The organism is Pelomonas candidula, assembly GCF_043555985.1.
Lineage (GTDB): Bacteria > Pseudomonadota > Gammaproteobacteria > Burkholderiales > Burkholderiaceae_C > Pelomonas > Pelomonas candidula.
The window spans coordinates 102,695-119,595 of sequence record NZ_JBIGIC010000015.1; the positions used below are offsets into that span (position 1 = coordinate 102,695).

At 69.7% G+C, this 16,901-nt stretch carries 17 protein-coding genes; 8 read left to right on the plus strand and 9 right to left on the minus strand.

Going from position 1 to position 16,901, the window contains the following annotated elements; genetic code table 11:
- Position 1 precedes the first annotated feature (1 nt).
- Genes ACG04R_RS24360 through gspG form a run of 8 tightly spaced genes read right to left on the minus strand, consistent with a single transcriptional unit; the run spans position 2 to position 7,853 of the window.
- Complete coding sequence (locus ACG04R_RS24360) at positions 2 to 493, minus strand: type II secretion system protein (RefSeq protein WP_394416317.1); 492 nt, start codon at positions 491 to 493, stop codon at positions 2 to 4.
- A complete protein-coding gene (locus ACG04R_RS24365; RefSeq protein ID WP_394416320.1) occupies positions 477 to 2,630 on the minus strand; it encodes a secretin N-terminal domain-containing protein in 2,154 nt (717 codons plus the stop codon). Before ACG04R_RS24365 ends, ACG04R_RS24360 begins: the two co-directional genes overlap by 17 nt.
- A complete protein-coding gene (locus tag ACG04R_RS24370) occupies positions 2,627 to 3,142 on the minus strand; it encodes a hypothetical protein (protein ID WP_394416322.1) in 516 nt (171 codons plus the stop codon). The genes ACG04R_RS24365 and ACG04R_RS24370 overlap by 4 nt, the downstream gene beginning before the upstream one ends.
- Positions 3,142 to 3,657 (minus strand): hypothetical protein, encoded by a 516-nt coding sequence (locus ACG04R_RS24375; protein ID WP_394416325.1) that lies wholly within the window; start codon positions 3,655 to 3,657, stop codon positions 3,142 to 3,144. The genes ACG04R_RS24370 and ACG04R_RS24375 overlap by 1 nt, the downstream gene beginning before the upstream one ends.
- Positions 3,654 to 4,718, minus strand: coding sequence for a PilN domain-containing protein (locus ACG04R_RS24380; protein ID WP_394416327.1), 1,065 nt, complete (start codon positions 4,716 to 4,718; stop codon positions 3,654 to 3,656). The genes ACG04R_RS24375 and ACG04R_RS24380 overlap by 4 nt, the downstream gene beginning before the upstream one ends.
- Complete coding sequence (locus ACG04R_RS24385; protein ID WP_394416330.1) at positions 4,699 to 6,237, minus strand: GspE/PulE family protein; 1,539 nt, start codon at positions 6,235 to 6,237, stop codon at positions 4,699 to 4,701. The genes ACG04R_RS24380 and ACG04R_RS24385 overlap by 20 nt, the downstream gene beginning before the upstream one ends.
- Positions 6,234 to 7,418 (minus strand): type II secretion system F family protein, encoded by a 1,185-nt coding sequence (locus ACG04R_RS24390; RefSeq protein ID WP_394416332.1) that lies wholly within the window; start codon positions 7,416 to 7,418, stop codon positions 6,234 to 6,236. Before ACG04R_RS24390 ends, ACG04R_RS24385 begins: the two co-directional genes overlap by 4 nt.
- A 9-nt stretch (positions 7,419 to 7,427) precedes the next feature.
- Positions 7,428 to 7,853: a type II secretion system major pseudopilin GspG gene (gene gspG, locus ACG04R_RS24395; RefSeq protein WP_394416334.1), complete on the minus strand. Its 426-nt coding sequence runs from the start codon at positions 7,851 to 7,853 to the stop codon at positions 7,428 to 7,430.
- 122 nt (positions 7,854 to 7,975) lie between these two features.
- On the opposite strand from gspG, the gene ACG04R_RS24400 reads away from it, so the two are divergent.
- Positions 7,976 to 9,847 (plus strand): S8 family serine peptidase, encoded by a 1,872-nt coding sequence (locus ACG04R_RS24400; protein WP_394416336.1) that lies wholly within the window; start codon positions 7,976 to 7,978, stop codon positions 9,845 to 9,847.
- Positions 9,848 to 9,894: 47 nt separating this feature from the next.
- Positions 9,895 to 10,494 (plus strand): YdeI/OmpD-associated family protein, encoded by a 600-nt coding sequence (locus tag ACG04R_RS24405; protein ID WP_394416338.1) that lies wholly within the window; start codon positions 9,895 to 9,897, stop codon positions 10,492 to 10,494.
- Between the two features lie 57 nt (positions 10,495 to 10,551).
- Here the strand turns inward: ACG04R_RS24405 and ACG04R_RS24410 are convergent, their stop codons facing one another.
- A complete protein-coding gene (locus tag ACG04R_RS24410; protein WP_394416340.1) occupies positions 10,552 to 11,232 on the minus strand; it encodes a PEP-CTERM sorting domain-containing protein in 681 nt (226 codons plus the stop codon).
- Positions 11,233 to 11,387: 155 nt separating this feature from the next.
- Here ACG04R_RS24410 and ACG04R_RS24415 point away from each other — a divergent pair, with 155 nt between their 5' ends.
- The 6 genes from ACG04R_RS24415 (at position 11,388) to pyrC (ending at position 16,743) form a co-directional block, all read left to right on the plus strand.
- Positions 11,388 to 12,305: a LysR substrate-binding domain-containing protein gene (locus tag ACG04R_RS24415; protein ID WP_394416343.1), complete on the plus strand. Its 918-nt coding sequence runs from the start codon at positions 11,388 to 11,390 to the stop codon at positions 12,303 to 12,305.
- Positions 12,306 to 12,409: 104 nt separating this feature from the next.
- Complete coding sequence (locus tag ACG04R_RS24420) at positions 12,410 to 13,300, plus strand: amino acid ABC transporter substrate-binding protein (protein ID WP_394416346.1); 891 nt, start codon at positions 12,410 to 12,412, stop codon at positions 13,298 to 13,300.
- 80 nt (positions 13,301 to 13,380) lie between these two features.
- Positions 13,381 to 14,124 (plus strand): amino acid ABC transporter permease, encoded by a 744-nt coding sequence (locus ACG04R_RS24425; RefSeq protein ID WP_394416348.1) that lies wholly within the window; start codon positions 13,381 to 13,383, stop codon positions 14,122 to 14,124.
- Positions 14,124 to 14,789, plus strand: a complete 666-nt coding sequence (locus ACG04R_RS24430) for an amino acid ABC transporter permease (protein ID WP_394416351.1) — start codon at positions 14,124 to 14,126, stop codon at positions 14,787 to 14,789. Before ACG04R_RS24425 ends, ACG04R_RS24430 begins: the two co-directional genes overlap by 1 nt.
- Before the next feature lie 106 nt (positions 14,790 to 14,895).
- Positions 14,896 to 15,630, plus strand: coding sequence for an amino acid ABC transporter ATP-binding protein (locus ACG04R_RS24435; RefSeq protein ID WP_394416354.1), 735 nt, complete (start codon positions 14,896 to 14,898; stop codon positions 15,628 to 15,630).
- A gap of 81 nt (positions 15,631 to 15,711) precedes the next feature.
- Positions 15,712 to 16,743 (plus strand): dihydroorotase, encoded by a 1,032-nt coding sequence (gene pyrC, locus ACG04R_RS24440; RefSeq protein ID WP_394416356.1) that lies wholly within the window; start codon positions 15,712 to 15,714, stop codon positions 16,741 to 16,743.
- Positions 16,744 to 16,901: the final 158 nt, after the last annotated feature.

The window sequence follows — 16,901 nt, forward strand, 5'->3', positions numbered from 1 at the left end:
GTCACCAGTCCCGGTAGCGGCTGCCGTCGATGGCGATGCCTTCCGACCGCGAGTGCACGTCGAACACGTCCTTCCCCGGCGCCGGCGACTCCGGCGGGCTGTCGTAGCTGCGCAGCGCCCAGGTCTCGGCCGCGGGCAGGGCCACATCGGCCAGCGGGTCGCGCGGCAGGCGGCGCAGGAAGTACAGGCGCTTCTGGCGCTGCGGGTCGGTGGCGTCGGGCACGCCGCGCACGAGGCTGTCGAGGTCGGGCGGGTAGCCGCTCTCGCCGGCCTTGAGCGTGATGCGGCCCTCCTTGGTGGCCTGCCAGTAGGCGTCCAGCCCGTTGCGCAGCGTGCGCAGCGCCTGGCGCAGCTCGGCCTCGCGCTGGCGCTTGTGCACCCATGTCGCCAGCGGCTGCGCGGCCGCCGCGAGGATGCCGACGATGGTGACCACCGCCAGCATCTCGACGAGCGTGAAGCCTCTGTTGAAGGGAACTTCAGCGGACCTCGACATTGGCTTCACCTTCCACACGCACGACGAGCTGCCCCCCGTCGGGCTTGCTGGCCTTGGCGTTGACGAACTCGACGACGCCCGATTGCCCCGACGCACCGGGGCGTGCGCGCAGCACGATGACCTTCTGCCCCTGCGGGCCCAGCTCGACGTCGACGCTGCCCGTGTTGGCCTCGGTGACGGCCGCATCGGCGCGCGTGAACAGCGAGACGTCGTAGGTCAGCGTGCCGGTCACGGGCACGGACGACTTGTTCGTCAGCCCCACCGACAGCGTTTCTCCGACGGCGGCGTTGCCGGTGGTCTGCAGCTCGACGAGGGCCTCGCCGGGGTGGGCAGCGGGGGCGGCCGGGGCCGCGCCCGGCAGCTCGCCCGCCAGCGGCGCGGCCACGCTGGCGCGCGGGCGCAGGCGCACGCCCTCTGCCCCCGGATTGGCGTCGAAGCCCGACGGCAGGATGGTCTGGCTCGCGTCCGGCAGGCTGACGTTGCGCAGCACGTGCGGCGTGATGAGCAGCACGATCTCGGTCTTCTTGCGCGTGTCGGTGTGCACGCCGAACAGCCGACCCAGCAGCGGCGTCTCGGACGCGTAGGGCACGCCGCTGATGCTCTTGCGATCTTCGTCGTTGATGAGGCCGGCCAGCACCTGCGTCTCGCCGTCGCGCAGCCGCAGCGACGTGCTCGCCGTGCGCGAGCCGATGCGGTAGGCGCTGGTGGGTTGCGAGCCGCCGGAGGTCTCCTTCTGGCCGAGGCTGCTGACCTCGAGGTTCACCTTCATGACAACCTCGTTGTCCAGCTGCACGGTGGGCTCGACCTCCAGCTTGAGGCCGACGTCGAGATAGGTCACGGCGGTGGACACGCCGACGTTGGCTGTCGACGTGCTCGTGAACACCGGCACGCGGTCGCCGATCTGGATCTTGGCCTTCTCCTTGTTGCGCGCGCGCAGCTTGGGGTTGGCCAGCAGGTTGGTCGTGCCCGACGAGCCCTTCAGTCGCGCGGCGACGACCGGGTTGGCCACCAGCGTGCGGAAGCTCCCGCGCGAGCTCCACGGCACCATCGCCGCGCCGTCGGTGCTGCCGTAGGTCGCGTCGGTGGCCCAGTTCAGGCCGGCCTCGTCGCTGCGGTCGCTGCCGATCTCCAGCACCTCCACGTCCAGCATGACCTCGGGCTCGGGCAGGTCCAGCCCGGCGACGAGCTGCTCGATCATCGCGATGACCTCCGGCGTGTCGCGTGCGACGAGCAGGTTCAGCCGCTCGTCGATGAACAGGTCGCGCGTCTTGGCCATCATGCGCACCAGCGCCTGGGCCTGCTTCACGTCGGCGTTGTTCAGGTAGAAGCTGCGCGTGACCAGCTCCTGGTGCTCGCGCTGCTTCTGCGGCGTGTTGGGGTAGATCAGCACCGAGTTGTCGTTCAGCAGCTTGCGCTCCAGCTGCTGGGTGCTGAGCACCACGCGCATCGCCTCGTCGACGCTGACGTCCTTCAGGTAGATGCTGATGCGCGCGTCGCCCTTCACTTCCTTGTCGAAGACAAAGTTGACGCCCGCGCCGCGGCCCAGTGCTTCGAACACGGTGCGCAGCGGCGCGTCGCGGAACTCCAGGCTCACCGGCTTCTGGTAGGCCGCGGCGAGCGCGGACGGCACGGGCGGCGGCGCGTAACGCTGGCGCAGCTTCTGCTGCAATGCCAGCGCCTGCGGCTGGCCGGGGTCCTCGGCCAGCACGCGCGTGACGGTGTCGCGCGCAGCGTCCGGCTGGCCGGCCTGCAGCTGGCGGGCGGCACGCGCCAGGCGGTCCCGGTGGTCGCGCGCACGGGCCAGCGCGGCCCGCAGCGAGCGCGTGCGCGGCGCCTGCGCATCGACGGCTTCCATGCGCTTGAGCAGCTCGGCGGCGGCGTCGAGCTCGCCGGTGGCGCGCGCGGCCTCGGCCTGCGTCGCCAGCGCCACGAGGCTCAGTTCGCGCTGGCGCTGGGCCGCGCTGCGCAGTTCGTTGTCCTGCGGCGCCGACGCGGCGGCATCGCGCAGCAGCCGCCACGCGGCCTCGGGTTCGCCGCGGCGTGCCAGCGTGTCGGCCTCGCGCAGCGCGGGGTTGGCGCAGGCGGCCAGCCCCAGGACGAGAGCGATGACGAGGGCGAGGGCTGGCAGGCGGGTCATGCGGCGGCGAACGGAATGAACTGGGCCAGGCCCAGCGGCAGATAGGTCAGGCGCAACCCGCCGGCTTCGACGGCGTCGACGCGCCACTGGCCGTCCACCACGTCACCCGCGCCGACGACCGTGCTGCGCCGCGGGCTGTCGAGCACGGCACGCGCGGCGCCGTCGGTCAGGCGGCCGACGAACTGGTAGGGGAAGGGCGGGGCGGTCGGGGCCGGTGGCGGCGCGTCGACGGACTCTGCCGGCGGTGGCGGCGCGGGTGCTGCGGCGACGGATGGCGCTTCGCCCCAGGCGGCGCGGGCCTGCATGTCGGCCGCCGGCCAGGCGGCGCGGGCGCTGGCGGCGGGGCCGGGCCAGTTGGCCTGGTTCGACGGCGCGGCGGCCGCTGTCGTGCGGCGCGACGGTTCGGCGGCAACAGGCTCGGCCGCGTCGTCGCGCGACACCCAGGCCGTCGCCGCGAGGCTCAGGCCCAGCGCGCCGAAGAGGGCCAGCTGGCGGGGCGCAGGCTTCTTCATCACTTCGCCGATTGCATGTGCAGCACCCAGGCCAGCTCGGCCTTCAGCGTGCCGTTGGGCTCGCGGCGCAGGCGCAGCGTTTCCAGCGCCAGCGCGGGGTCACGCCGCAAGGCCTCGGCGACAAAGTCGCGCAGCGCGCCGTAGTGGCCGCTGAGCTGCATCGCGATGCGGTACTGCGCCAGACCCAGCTCGCGGTCGGCCTGGTAGCGGAACTCGCTGCGCGGCCAGGGCAGGCCCAGCTCGGTGGCCAGCGACATCAGCGCGGCGGTGCGGGCCTGGCGTTCGCTGTCGGGCGGCAGGCTGGCGGCCAGGGCACGGCCGTCGTCGGTGGGGATGACATTGGCCGCTCGCGGCTGCAGTGCGGCGCGGCGGGCGGTGATCGTGTGGCGCTGAGCGTCGAGTTTTGCCTGCTCGCGAGGCAGCCACACGGCGCCGGCAATGGCGGCGAGCGTCAACACCGCCGCCAGCGCGGCGGGCCAGCCGAGGCGGTGGGCCTGCTGCAGCCAGCGCTTCATCGCGTGACTCCAGAGCGGCGCACCAGCTCGAAGCGCAGCAGGCTCGTGTCTGCGGGTGACTCGGGGCGCTGCAGGCGCGTCAGCACCACCTCGTCGCCTGACGCGGCATCCATCGCCAGGCGGTCGACGAGGCGGGTCACGGCGTCGGGGTCGCCGGCCTGGCCTTCCAGCCGCAGCGCCTGGCGGTCCAGGTCCAGCGCAGCGAGCTGCAGGCCCGGCGGCAGCGCGCGCTCCACATCGGCCCACAGCGCGGGCCAGTCGGTGCCCAGCTGGCGCGACACGGCCCAGGCGCGTGCGCGTGCCGCCGGATTGGCGGGCTTGGCTTTCTGCGTCGCGGCGGGGCGGGCGATGCGGTCCAGCACGGCGGCCTGCTCGGCAAGGCGCTGGCCTTCCTCGTGCTGGCTCTGTGCCTGCAACGCGACGAGCACGCAGGCCGCTGCAGCCGTTGCGGCCCAGGCCCAGAGCAGCGGCCGGGCCTGCGAGGGCTGGGCGATGAAGTCGGGCGTTGCCTGCCCGCCGGGCTCGGCCAGCAGGTCCTTCGCGTGAACGACGCGGGCGCCTTGCAGCTCGTTGAGCAGCTCGTCGTCGGCATGGCGCTGCTGCAGCTCGACGAGGTGGCCGTCGCGGCGGCGCAGCCAGGTCAGCATGCCGCCGTCGACGAGGGCGCAGTCGCCGTCTTCAAGCGGCAGCAGCGTCCAGCTCGGCCGCAGCGACGTGATGCGCACGCGGTGCGCTGCGGCGGTGGCCCGCAGCGCAGCGAGGTCGCCATCGGCCAGAGCGCAGGCGCCGCGCGGCCATGCGGCCAGCGGCCAGGTCTGCGCGGCCGGGCCGAAGTAGTGTGTGAACTGCAGCCGCGCGTAACCCAGCAGCGCGTCGTCGTCGGCCAGCGGCAGGTCGTCCGGCACCAGCATGCTGTGCATGCGGTCGGGCCCCGCCAGCAGCGCCAAGCGCGCGCCGGCGTGGGCCGCGCACCAGGCGGCGAAGTCGGGCCAAGCCTGGCCGCTCGCATCGACGGCGCCATCGGCCGTCAGCAGCAGCCGTTCAGTCGGCGAGCGTGACACGTTCCAGCTCCTCCAGCGTCGATTCGCCGCGCAGTACCAGCGCCACCGCCGCGTCGCGCAGCGAACGCATGCCGCGCCCGCGCGCGGCCTCCTTGATGCGTGAGAGCGGCGCGCGGCTGGCGATGAGGTCACGCAGCTCGTCGTCCAGCCACAGCAGCTCGCTGACGGCGCGCCGGCCGCGGTAGCCGGTGCCGCGGCAGTGGCTGCAGCCGCGGCCGTGCAGCAGCGTTGCGTCCTCCGGCAGGCCCAGCGCGCGCAGCTGCTGCGCTATCGCCGGCAGCGGCTGGCGGCAATGCGCGCAGTTGATGCGCATCAGCCGCTGCGCCAGCACGCCGTTCAGCGCCGAGACGACGTTGTAGAGATCCAGCCCCATGTGCATGAAGCGGCCGACCACGTCGAAGGCGCTGTTGGCATGCACGGTGCTGAAGACGAGGTGGCCGGTGAGGGCCGCCTGCACGGCGATCTGCGCCGTCTCGGCGTCGCGGATCTCGCCGACCATGACGCGGTCCGGGTCGTGCCGCAGCACCGAGCGCAGGCCGCGCGCGAAGGTCAGCCCCTTCTTCTCGTTGACGGGGATCTGCACGACGCCGGGCAGTTGGTACTCGACCGGGTCTTCGATCGTGATGATCTTGTCGCGGCCGGTGTTGACCTCGCTGATCGCGGCATACAGCGTCGTCGTCTTGCCCGAGCCGGTGGGGCCGGTCACGAGCAGCATGCCGTGGGGTTGCTTCGCCAGCGCGCGGATCTGCGCACGCGCCTCGGGCTCGAAGCCCAGCGCGTCCAGCGTCAGCGCGCCCTGCGCCTCGACCTGTGCGCGGTCCAGCACGCGCACCACCGCGTCCTCGCCGAAGACGCTGGGCATGATGGACAGGCGGAAGTCCACCTCGCGGCCCTGCACGCGCAGCTTGAAGCGACCGTCCTGCGGAAGCCGGCGCTCGCCGATGTCCAGCTCGGCCATGACCTTGAGGCGCGACACCAGCTGCTCGGCTGCCTGTTGGCCGTCGATGGCCTTCACGTCCAGCATCACGCCGTCGACGCGGCTGCGGATCTTCATGCCGCGCAGCTGGCTCTCGAAATGGATGTCGCTGGCGCCGTCCTGCAGCGCGTCGTACAGCGTCGCGTCGAGCAGGCGCACGACGGGGCTGGCCTGCCCGGCGAGGTTCAGCGCCGACAGCTCCTGCGCGGCTTCGGCCTCGTTGCCGTTGTTGAATGATTCGTCGAGTTCGCCCAGTGCGCGGTAGTCAGCCTCGCTGGCTTCGAGCAGCGCGTCGATTTCGCTGGCTTCGCAAGGCCACCAGAGGACAGGCTTCTTCAGGCGGGACTCGATGCGCAGCCGCAGCAGCGGCTCCAGCGGCCGGTCGGCCAGCAGCGCGAGGCGACCGCGGGCCGACGTGGCCATGACGGCGCGCCAGCGCTGCGCGTCGGCGTGCGGCCAGGGCTCGAAGGTGAGCGCCCACGGCGCGTCCGACGCCGGCAGGCGTGCCAGCACGTCGGGCCCGGGCTGGAGCAGCGCGTTCATTGCACCTGGTCCACCAGCTGGAAGATCGGCAGGTACATCAGCACGACGACGGTGCCGATCACCAGGCCCATCAGCAGCATCAGCACGGGGTTGACCAGCCGCGTGACAAGGTCCGACAGCCGCGTCAGTTCCTCGTCGTAGAAGCCGGCGGCCTGGGCCAGCATCGCGCCCAGCTCGCCGCTGTGCTCACCGACGCGCAGCATGCGCAGCGACACTGGCGTCGCGAGGCCCTCGCGCTGCAGGCAGGCCGACAGCCGCTCGCCCAGCCGCACGCTGTCCGTCGCGCGGTCCAGCGCCGCGCGCAGGTGTGCCGCCGCGACACCGCGTGCGTTCACCAGCGCTGGCACGATGGGCACACCGGCCAGCAGCAGCATGGCCAGGCAGCGGTACAGCTGCGCCAGCGCGAGGAGGTGCAGCTTGGGGCCGATCAGCGGCAGCTTCCACAGCCGCGACTGCACCGCCTCGCGCAGGCCGCGCTGCCATGCGAACACGGGCAACGCGATCAGCGCGGCGGCGATCGACAGCAGTGCCACCGGATGGGCGCCGCTGAACGAGCCGACGGCGATCAGCACCTTGGACGCGACGGGCAGCTCGCCGCCGACGCCGTCGAGCAGGCCTGCGAAGCGCGGCACGACGAAGACGAGCAGGAACAGCACGACGGCCGTGCCCGCCGTGATCAGCATCGTCGGGTAGATGGCCGCCGCGACGAGCTTGCCGCGCAACTGCTCGGCCCAGGCCAGGTAGCTGGCCTGCTCGAACAGCGCCTGCTCGACCTGGCCGCTGCGCTCGCTGGCCTCGACGACGGCGACGAACAGTGTGTCGAAGGCCTGCGGCTGCGAGGCCAGCGCCGTGGAGAAGGATTCGCCCAGCTGCACGCGCTCGACGACGCCGGCCAGTGCAGCCGTGACGGCCGGCGGGTTGTCCTGCGACTGCAGCGTCTGCAGCGCCTCCAGCAAGGGGATGCCGGCGCGCAGCAGCACGGCCAGCTGCTGCGCGAACTGCCGGCGGGGGAAGCGGCCGCCGCGGGCCTTCAGGGGCGTGGCAGCAACCGGCTCGACCGCGAGCAGCGCTGCGGGCGACAGCCCCAGCGCCGCGGCGACGCCGCTCGCGTCCGCCGCCTGCACGCGTGCCTGCACCGGCTGGCGCTGCAGGTCGAGATAGCGGACGTCGAACTCGGCCATGTCAGTGCGTCACCAGGAGGTGAGGTCCGCGTCCTCGCCCTCGCCACCGGGCCGGCCGTCCTTGCCGAAGGACAGCAGGTCGTACTCGCCATGCTCGCCGGGCGAGCGGTATTGGTAGTCGTTGCCCCAGGGGTCCTTGGGCAGGCGCTTGCTCAGGTACGGGCCGGCCCACTTGGGCTCGTCGGCCGGCCTGTCGACGAGCACGGCCAGGCCTTGTTCGGTCGACGGGTAGTGGCCGACGTCCAGCCGGTACTGGTCCAGCGACTTCTGCAGCGCGTCGATCTGCGCCTTGGCGGCCTTGACCTCGCTCTTGCCGATCTGGCCGAAGAACTTGGGGCCGACATAGCCCGCCAGCAGGCCGATGATGACCATGACGACGAGCAGTTCCAGCAGCGTGAAGCCGCAGCGGCGGTGGAGGCGGGCGGGCGGGGTCATGGGCCGCGCAGCTTAGGAAGCCGTAATGACCGCGACGTGAATGACGGCCGCATGACTCGTCGCATGATCCGTTGGTGCCATGTCATGGCCTCTTCACCGCTGCCGCCTAACGTCGCGGCGCTATGAAGACACTGCCTGCACTCACCCCGCCTCCCCGCCCTGCGTCCCGGGCGTTCCGCTTCAACCAGTTCGTGGCCGCCGCGGTGGTGGCCGGCGTCGCCGTGTCGGCGCTTGGGCTGGCGTCCAGGCTGGCCCCGGTGACGGCCGCATCGTCCGCGACGGCCACGCTGCTCGTCAGGCTGGCCGACGGCGCGCAGGACACCGCCCGCCAGCAGTCCGAACTGGGCCGTGTGCTGGCTGACGCCGGCCTGCCGCTGAGGGCCGACCGGCCGCTGGGCTCCGGCTGGTGGCGGGTGCAGGCGCCCGCAGGTTCATCGGGCCGGGCGTTGGCTGCGCTGCGCGCCGATCGCCGCGTCAGCCACGCCATGAACGATCTGCGCGAGCAGCGCGCCGCCGTGCCCAGCGACACGCTGTTCCGCGCGACCGACCCCGCCAACGCGCAGTGGTGGCTGGACGACCAGAGCGACACGACCAACGCAGGCGCCGCCAACTTCACCAAGGCCTGGGACACGACCAAGGGCTCGGCCTCTCCGGTCATCGCCGTGCTGGACTCGGGCATCACCTCGCATGCCGACCTCAACGCCAACGTGCTGGCCGGCTACAACTTCGTCAGCAAGCCCGAGTACGCCAACAACGGCGGCACGGGCCGCAGCGCCGGCGCGCTGGACCCGGGCGATGCGCTGACGCAGACCGAGTTCAATGGCAACACGGCGCTGTGGGATGGCTGCATCGTCAACCCGCAGAGCAGCTGGCACGGCACGCTGGTGGCCGGCCAGCTCGGCGCGGTGACGAACAACGCCAACGGCGTGGCCGGCATCAACTGGAATGCGCGCATCCTGCCGGTGCGCGTGTCGGGCAAATGCGGTGCGTCGGTGGCCGACATGGTCGACGGCATGCGCTGGGCCGCGGGCCTGTCGGTGGCGGGCGTGCCCGTCAACACGACGCCGGCCAAGATCCTCGTCATCGGCTTCGCCGGCGTGACGGGGGCGTCCTGCAGCGTCAGCGATGCCGACGCCAACGTCGCCGCCGCTGCCAAGCTGTACGCCGACGCGATCACCGAGCTGCGCAACCTGGGTGTGCTGGTCGTCGCCGCTGCCGGCAACCAGCGCGGGGCCGTGGGGCGCCCGGCCAACTGCAGCGGTGTCTTCGCCGTGGCGGCCACCAACCGGCAGGGCTTCAAGGCCCTCTACTCGAACTTCGGCGCCGAGGTGCAGCTCGCCGCGCCAGGCGGCGACACCGACAACAACGCCACCTGCGACACCGACCTGGCGGACACCGGCATCGTCTCCACGACCAACACCGGCACGTCGGCGCCATTGACGGCGGGCTACGGTGCCGTCAGCGGCACCAGCTTCGCCGCGCCGCAGGTGGCCGGTGCCGCCGCACTGATGTGGGCGGCCAACCCGGCGCTGACGCTGGCACAGGTCGAGAGCGGCCTCAAGGCCAGCGCGCGGCCGCACGTGACAGCCTACGCGCTGGGCTATTGCACGTCGCTGAACAAGAGCCGCTGCACGCTGACCGGCACGACCGGCGGTGCCGGCCTGCTGGATGCCGCCGAGGCCGTGAGATACGCACTGACGCCCACCAGCTACACGGCCTCCGCACGCAGCTCGCTGGGCCTGCAGGGCACGGCACTGACCAACTGCGGCGTGAAGCAGGGCAGCACGGCCATCGCCGTACCGCCTGCACCCGCACCGACACCAACGCCGCCGGCCCCGGCTCCGACTCCGACTCCGACTCCGACGCCAGCACCGGCCCCGACCAGCAGTGGCGGTGGCGGTGGGGCGGCTTCCATCGGGTGGCTGCTGGGTCTGGCCGGTGCGGCTGGGCTGTTGCGTCCGGCGCGGCCCCGGCGCGGGGCGTTCGGGGGCTGAGGCTGGTATGTTCGGCAGCGCACCTTGGTTCTGCCGGACACATCCTCATGGCCCCTGTCGTCGTCAACCCCGAGAACGTCTGCGAGTTCCGTGACGAGCAGAGCTTCCACGACTGGCTCGCGCAGCATCACGATCAGCGCGACGAGGTGTGGATCAAGATCCACAAGGTCGCCTCGGGTTTGGCATCGATCACGCCCAGGCAGGCCATCGACGTGGTGCTGTGCTGGGGCTGGATCGACGGGCTGCGCAAGGGGCTGGACGACAACAGCTTCCTGCAGCGCTACACGCCGCGCCGCGCCCGCAGCGTCTGGAGCCAGATCAACGTGGCCAACGTCGAGCGCTTGATCCAGGCCGGACGCATGACGCCCCACGGGTTGCGTGAGGTCGATGCAGCCAAGGCGGACGGCCGCTGGGCGCACGCCTACGGCAGTGGCCAGGACATGAAGATCCCCGTCGACCTGCAGTCCGCCATCGACGCCGAGCCCAGGGCCCGCAAGATGCTGGCCGGGCTCTCGGCGCAGAATCGCTTCGCGCTGGCCTTCCGCGTTCACCAGATGAAGACGGAGGCCGGCCGCCGGCGCAAGATCGAGGCCTTCGTCGAGATGCTCAAGCGGGGCGAGACGATCTACCCGCAGACGAAGAAATAGACCGCCCATGAAAAACGACCGCCGCAGCGGTCGTTTTGAAATGGCGCAGGTGCCGGCTCAGCGGCGGGCGGCGCGCCTGCGCGACCAGCCCAGCGCGCCCAGGCCACCCAGGGCCAGTGCGATGCTGCCGGGTTCGGGCGCAGGGTTGGGGTTGGCGGGGGCCTGGATCAGGTTCAGGTCGTCCAGCATGAACGTTTGATCGGCGCCCTTGACAACGATGGAGTAGGCGGTGCCGGCGAATTGGAGGTCCGCCAGCGACCAGTCGCAGAACGTCAGGCCGGACACATCGCACGTGGCCGATGTGGACGCTGCGATCGCCTTGCCGGTACCCTTGCCGTCCAGCTGGTCGTAGACGGTGATGCTGAATCGGGTGTCCTTCAGGGCCGAGTAGTAGAAGGACGAACCCGTGGTGAAGCCGTCCGCGAAATTGATCGTGAAGCTCACATCGCTAGAGCTCTTGACGTTGTGCGGGTCGCTCGCAAGTTGCACCGCGCCGCAGCTGAGGTCATGGGCGACGAAGCTGTTGAAGCCATCGCAGTTGTAGGCGGACCTTTCACCCCAGGCGCCACCCGTGAACTGGACGCCGTCGCTCAACAGGTAGCGGTCCATCAGCTGGACCATGCCAAATCCGGCAGCGTCGTCGGAGTTCGTGATGTCGTTGAAATCCAGCATCCCGGCGAATGCCGGCTGCAGTGCCGCGGCCAGGGCGAGGGCCAGAAGTTTGCTCATTGCGCGCATGGCGTTCTCCGTCCGGATGTTCGAGTTGGGGTTGTGGCTGGCACTGTAAACAAGGGCTTCTGTCCTGGGCAGTTCGGCGACCCTTTAGTTGAGGGGGATGCGCCCGGTTGGGGCCGCGCTTAGGGGGTGTCCATGCGCTGGCTACACTGCGGCGCGTGGAAACCAAGTGGCTTGAAGACTTCGTCAGCCTGGCCGAGACGCGCAGCTTTTCCCGCTCCGCCCAACTGCGCCATGTGACCCAGCCGGCGTTCTCGCGCCGCATCCAGGCGCTGGAAGCCTGGGCAGGGGTCGATCTCGTGGACCGTTCGTCCTACCCGACGCGGCTGACGGCGGCCGGTGCGACCTTGCTGGCCCAGGCCGTGGATCTGCTGGGCAACCTGCAGGCCACCCGCAACATGCTGCGCAGCCATCAGGCGGCCGACTCGGACATGATCGAGTTCGCCGTGCCGCATTCGCTGGCGTTCAGTTTCTTCCCGCACTGGCTGATGGGCCTGCGCCGCGGCTTCGGGGCGATCAAGTGCCGGCTCAACGCGGCCAACGTGCACGACGCGACGCTGCAGCTCAGCGAGGGCAGCTGTGACCTGCTGCTTGTCTACCACCATGCCAGCCAGCCGCTGCAACTGGACCCGGAGCGCTACCAGATGGCGTCGCTGGGCCACGAGACGCTGTCTCCCTACGCCAAGGCCGATGCCCAGGGCGAGCCGCTGTTCCGCCTGCCAGGCCGGCCAGGCCAGAAGATTCCCTTCCTCAGCTACGCGGCGGGCGCCTACCTGGGCCGCATCGTCGAGCTCATCGTCAAGCAGGCCGATTGCGCGCTGAATCTGGATGCCATCTACGAGACCGACATGGCCGAGGGCCTGAAGGCGATGGCGCTGGAAGGACACGGGCTGGCTTTCCTGCCCGCCAGCTCGGTGCAGAAGGAGCTGGCCGGCGGCCGCCTCGTGCCGGCGGCGGCTTCAGGCACTTTCAGTGCGACGATGGAGTTGCGCATCTACCGCGAGCGGCCCGAACTGGCGCGCCGGCAGAAGCCCGCTGCGCAGGCGCTGTGGGACTATCTTGCTTCGGCGGCATGAGGCCATCGCGCCTTTGCATGCATCGTGAAAACCCGTATTCGGACCCGGTGCGCGGCATGGTCTGCTAGCGCCACCGATCCCTATTTCCTGTTGTTGGAGTCACCATGAAGAAAGTTTTGCTCGTTGCCGCCCTGATGGCCGGCTTCACCGCCGCGCATGCCGAAGACACGCTGAAGAAGATCAAGGACAGCGGCACCATCACGATGGGCGTGCGCGAGTCGTCGGGTCTGTCGTACACGATCGGTGACGGCAAGTACGTCGGCTACCACATCGACGTCTGCGAGCAGGTCGTCCGCGACCTGCGCCGCCAGCTGGGCCTGAGCGGCCTGACGGTCAAGTACCAGCCGGTCACGTCGGCCAACCGCATTCCGCTGACCGTGAACGGTACGGTGGACCTCGAGTGCGGCTCGACGACGAACAACCTGGCCCGCCAGAAGGATGTCGCCTTCGCCGTGACGACCTATGTCGAGGAAGTGCGCATCGCCGTGAAGGCCAAGTCGGGCATCACGTCCATCAACCAGCTCAACGGCAAGACGGTGGCGACGACCACCGGCACGACCTCGGTGCAGACGCTGCGCAAGCATGAGCGTGCGACGGGCGTGGACTTCAAGGAGGTCTACGGCAAGGACCACGCCGACAGCTTCCTGCTGCTGGATTCCGGCCGCGCCGATGCCTTCGTCATGGATGGCTCCATCCTGGCCAAGAACATCGCCACGTCCAAGAACCCGGCGGACTTCAAGATCGTCGGCGAGGTGCTGTCCGTCGAGCCGATCGCGATCATGATGCGCAAGGACGACCCGGCCTTCAAGAAGGCCGTGGACGACAGCATCAAGGCCATGATGAAGTCGGGTGAGCTGGCCAAGATCTACGACAAGTGGTTCATGCAGCCCATCCCGCCGACCAACACCAAGATCGGCCTGCCGCTGTCCGCTGCCACCAAGGAAGCCTGGGCCAACCCGAACGACAAGCCGATGGAGGACTACGCGAAGAAGTGATTCGCGTGTCCGTTTGAACGGTCGCAAAGCGGGTGCCTGGCACCCGCTTTGCTTTAGACGAAAGGCTTGAGGAGAGGCGCATGAGTTGGGACTGGCAGTTCTACTGCAATGACACCGCGACGGGGGAAGCCGTGGCCGGCTGCTTCGGCCCTGGCGGCAAGGAGCAGACGTATCTGCAATGGATGTTGAGCGCCTGGGGCTGGACGCTGACCATCTCGCTGCTGGCCCTGGTGCTGGCGCTGATCGTCGGCTCGATGATCGGCATCATCCGCACGGCGCCGAACAAATGGCTGGCGCGCTTCGGCGAGGCGTGGACCGAGCTGTTCCGCAACATCCCGCTGCTGGTGCAGGTCTTCCTCTGGTACCACGTGCTGCCGGCGCTGTTCCCGTCGCTGCGCGACGCCGTGCCGCCGTCGGTGCTGGTGATCTGTGCGCTGGGCTTCTTCACCAGCGCGCGCATCGGCGAGCAGGTCAAGGCCGGCATCAACACGCTGCCGCGCGGCCAGCGCTACGCCGGCCAAGCCATGGGCATGACGCTGCCGCAGACCTACCGCTACGTGCTGCTGCCGATGGCCTACCGCATCGTCATCCCGCCGCTGACCAGCGAGAGCATGAACCTCGTCAAGAACTCGGCGGTGGCGTTTGCCGTCAGCATCCCCGACATGTCCCAGTTCGTGCAGCAGGCGTCCGAGGAGACGGCTCACTTCTACGAGATCTACATCCCGATCACGCTGCTCTACTTCCTGTCTGCCTTCCTGCTCAACCGGGTCGCCAAGTTCATCGAGGCGCGCGTGCGCATCCCCGGCACGGTGGGAGCGAAGTGATGCTGAACCTCGACTACTCCTTCCTGAACTGGGCCGTCGTCCAGAGCTTCGTCGCCAAGGGCTTCTGGTTCTCCATCCAGCTGACGCTGGTGGCCATGGTTGGCGGCATCGTCCTCGGCACGCTGCTGGCGATGATGCGTCTGTCCAGCCACCGCTGGCTGTCGGCGCCGGCGGCCTTCTACGTCGACACGCTGCGCTCCATCCCGTTGGTGATGGTGATCCTGTGGTTCTTCCTGCTGATCCCCAACCTGATCGGGCCGATCGGCGGGCAGATGTCGGCCTTCGTCACTTTCACGCTGTTCGAGGCGACCTACTACTCCGAGATCATGCGCGCCGGCATCCAGTCGGTGTCCAAGGGCCAGGTCAACGCCGGCTATGCGGTGGGCATGACCTACGGGCAGACGATGAGGTTCGTCGTGCTGCCGCAGGCCTTCCGCAACATGCTGCCGGTGCTGCTGACGCAGACCATCGTGCTGTTCCAGGACACCTCGCTGGTCTACGCCGTCGGCGAATACGACCTGCTGAAGGGCTTCGAGGTCGCGGGCAAGAACTTCAACCGCCCGGTCGAGACCTATCTCGTCGCCGCCGTCGTCTATTTCGTCATCTGCTTCGGCCTGTCGCAGCTCGTGCGCCGGCTGCAGAAGAAGATCGCCATCATTCGATAAATGTCAGCCCCCGGCTGCGGCGTACCGCAGCCACCCCCCGAGGGGGTGCCAGCCGGCTTGGGGCGGCCCGGCGCTCGGCTGGCATCACCTCGACCAGGAGTCATCCATGATCGACATCAAGAACATCTCCAAGTGGTACGGCGCCTTTCAGGTGCTGACCGACTGCACGACGTCCATCAAGAAGGGCGAGGTCGTCGTCGTCTGCGGGCCGTCGGGCTCGGGCAAGTCGACGCTGATCAAGACGGTCAACGCGCTGGAACCCTTCCAGAAGGGCGACATCGTCGTCGACGGCATCTCCATTGCCGACCCCAAGACCAACCTGCCCAAGCTGCGCTCGCGCGTGGGCATGGTGTTCCAGCATTTCGAGCTGTTCCCGCACCTGTCGGTGACCGAGAACCTGACCATCGCGCAGATCAAGGTGCTGGGCCGCTCGGCGGACGACGCCAAGACGCGCGGCCTGAAGATGCTGGACCGCGTGGGCCTGTCCGCGCACAAGGACAAGTTCCCTGGCCAGCTCTCGGGCGGCCAGCAGCAGCGCGTGGCCATCGCCCGCGCGCTGTCGATGGACCCCATCGTCATGCTGTTCGACGAACCCACGTCGGCGCTGGACCCGGAAATGGTCGGCGAGGTGCTGGACGTGATGGTGCAGCTTGCCAACGAGGGCATGACCATGATGTGCGTGACGCACGAGATGGGCTTCGCCAAGCGCGTCAGCAACCGCGTCATCTTCATGGACGCCGGCAAGATCATCGAGGACTGCAGCAGCGCGGACTTCTTCGGCAAGCCCGAGGATCGTTCGCCTCGTGCCAAGGACTTCCTCGCGAAAATTCTTCAGCACTGATCTGATCAGACGTTGAAGTGAACGGCGGCCCAACGGTCGCCGTTCTTGTTTGAGCCCGCCCCGGCGCGACAATCCGCCCCCATGACCGACATCCTGACCCTTACCCGGCCGGACGACTGGCACCTGCACCTGCGCGACGAAGCGGCGCTGGCCAGCGTGCTGCCGTACACGGCGCGCCAGTTCGCTCGTGCCATCGTCATGCCCAACCTGCGCCCGCCGGTCACCACCGCCGCGCAGGCCGTGGCCTACCGTGAGCGCATCCTGGACGCACTGCCCGAGGGCAGCGACTTCCAGCCGCTGATGACGATGTACCTGACGGACAACACGCCGCCGGACGAGATCAAGCGTGCGAAGGACGCGGGCGTTGTTGCGTTGAAGCTCTACCCGGCCGGTGCCACGACCAACAGCGATGCCGGCGTGACCGACATCCGCAAGACCTACAAGACGCTGGAAGCCATGCAGCGCGAGGGCCTGCTGTTCCTCGTCCACGGTGAGGTGACCGATGGCGACATCGACATCTTCGACCGCGAGGCTGTCTTCGTCGACCGCGTCATGACCCCGCTGCGTGCGGCCATGCCCGAGCTGAAGGTCGTGTTCGAGCACATCACGACGAAGGAAGCGGCGCAGTACGTGACCGAGTCCGACCGCTTCACGGCCGCGACCATCACGCCGCAGCACCTGCTCTACAACCGCAACGCCATCTTCACCGGCGGCCTGCGCCCGCACTACTACTGCCTGCCCGTGCTCAAGCGCGAGGAGCACCGCCAGGCGCTGCTGAAGGCGGCCGGTTCGGGCTTGCCGAAGTTCTTCCTCGGCACCGACAGCGCGCCGCACGCGGCCCAGCTGAAGGAGGCGTCGGTCTGCGGTGCCGGCTGCTTCACGGCCGTGTCGGCGCTGGAGCTGTACGCCGAAGCCTTCGAGGGCATCGGCGCGCTCGACAAACTGGACGCCTTCGCCGGTCACCATGGCCCCGACTTCTACGGCCTGCCGCGCAACACCGGCACCGTCACGCTCAGGCGCGAGCCGTGGACGCTGCCGTCGGCCGTGCCCTTCGGCGAGGCCCAGCTCAAGCCGCTGCGGGGCGGCGAAACGCTGAACTGGAAGCTGATCTGAAGTGAAACTGCCCCTCGCCCAGTCTCGCGCCGCTGAACGCGGGCGCGCCTGGTCGGTCCCCCGAGGGGACGGCGATGCTTGCGGCATTGAGCCGCAAGCACATCGCCAGACCGGGCCGGCTTGGGAGCGGCCCGGCGCTCGGCCCGAAATGCGCCCGT

Bases quoted from the DNA above. Each gene is read 5' to 3' on its own strand.
- gspG (WP_394416334.1), bottom strand. From the start codon at position 7,853: ATGACCCCGCCCGCCCGCCTCCACCGCCGCTGCGGCTTCACGCTGCTG.
- ACG04R_RS24420 (WP_394416346.1), top strand. From the start codon at position 12,410: ATGAAGAAAGTTTTGCTCGTTGCCGCCCTGATGGCCGGCTTCACCGCC.
- ACG04R_RS24435 (WP_394416354.1), top strand. From the start codon at position 14,896: ATGATCGACATCAAGAACATCTCCAAGTGGTACGGCGCCTTTCAGGTG.
- ACG04R_RS24430 (WP_394416351.1), top strand. From the start codon at position 14,124: ATGCTGAACCTCGACTACTCCTTCCTGAACTGGGCCGTCGTCCAGAGC.
- ACG04R_RS24400 (WP_394416336.1), top strand. From the start codon at position 7,976: ATGAAGACACTGCCTGCACTCACCCCGCCTCCCCGCCCTGCGTCCCGG.
- ACG04R_RS24370 (WP_394416322.1), bottom strand. From the start codon at position 3,142: ATGAAGAAGCCTGCGCCCCGCCAGCTGGCCCTCTTCGGCGCGCTGGGC.
- pyrC (WP_394416356.1), top strand. From the start codon at position 15,712: ATGACCGACATCCTGACCCTTACCCGGCCGGACGACTGGCACCTGCAC.
- ACG04R_RS24390 (WP_394416332.1), bottom strand. From the start codon at position 7,418: ATGGCCGAGTTCGACGTCCGCTATCTCGACCTGCAGCGCCAGCCGGTG.
- ACG04R_RS24360 (WP_394416317.1), bottom strand. From the start codon at position 493: ATGTCGAGGTCCGCTGAAGTTCCCTTCAACAGAGGCTTCACGCTCGTC.
- ACG04R_RS24375 (WP_394416325.1), bottom strand. From the start codon at position 3,657: ATGAAGCGCTGGCTGCAGCAGGCCCACCGCCTCGGCTGGCCCGCCGCG.
- ACG04R_RS24425 (WP_394416348.1), top strand. From the start codon at position 13,381: ATGAGTTGGGACTGGCAGTTCTACTGCAATGACACCGCGACGGGGGAA.
- ACG04R_RS24365 (WP_394416320.1), bottom strand. From the start codon at position 2,630: ATGACCCGCCTGCCAGCCCTCGCCCTCGTCATCGCTCTCGTCCTGGGG.
- ACG04R_RS24385 (WP_394416330.1), bottom strand. From the start codon at position 6,237: ATGAACGCGCTGCTCCAGCCCGGGCCCGACGTGCTGGCACGCCTGCCG.
- ACG04R_RS24405 (WP_394416338.1), top strand. From the start codon at position 9,895: ATGGCCCCTGTCGTCGTCAACCCCGAGAACGTCTGCGAGTTCCGTGAC.
- ACG04R_RS24410 (WP_394416340.1), bottom strand. From the start codon at position 11,232: ATGCGCGCAATGAGCAAACTTCTGGCCCTCGCCCTGGCCGCGGCACTG.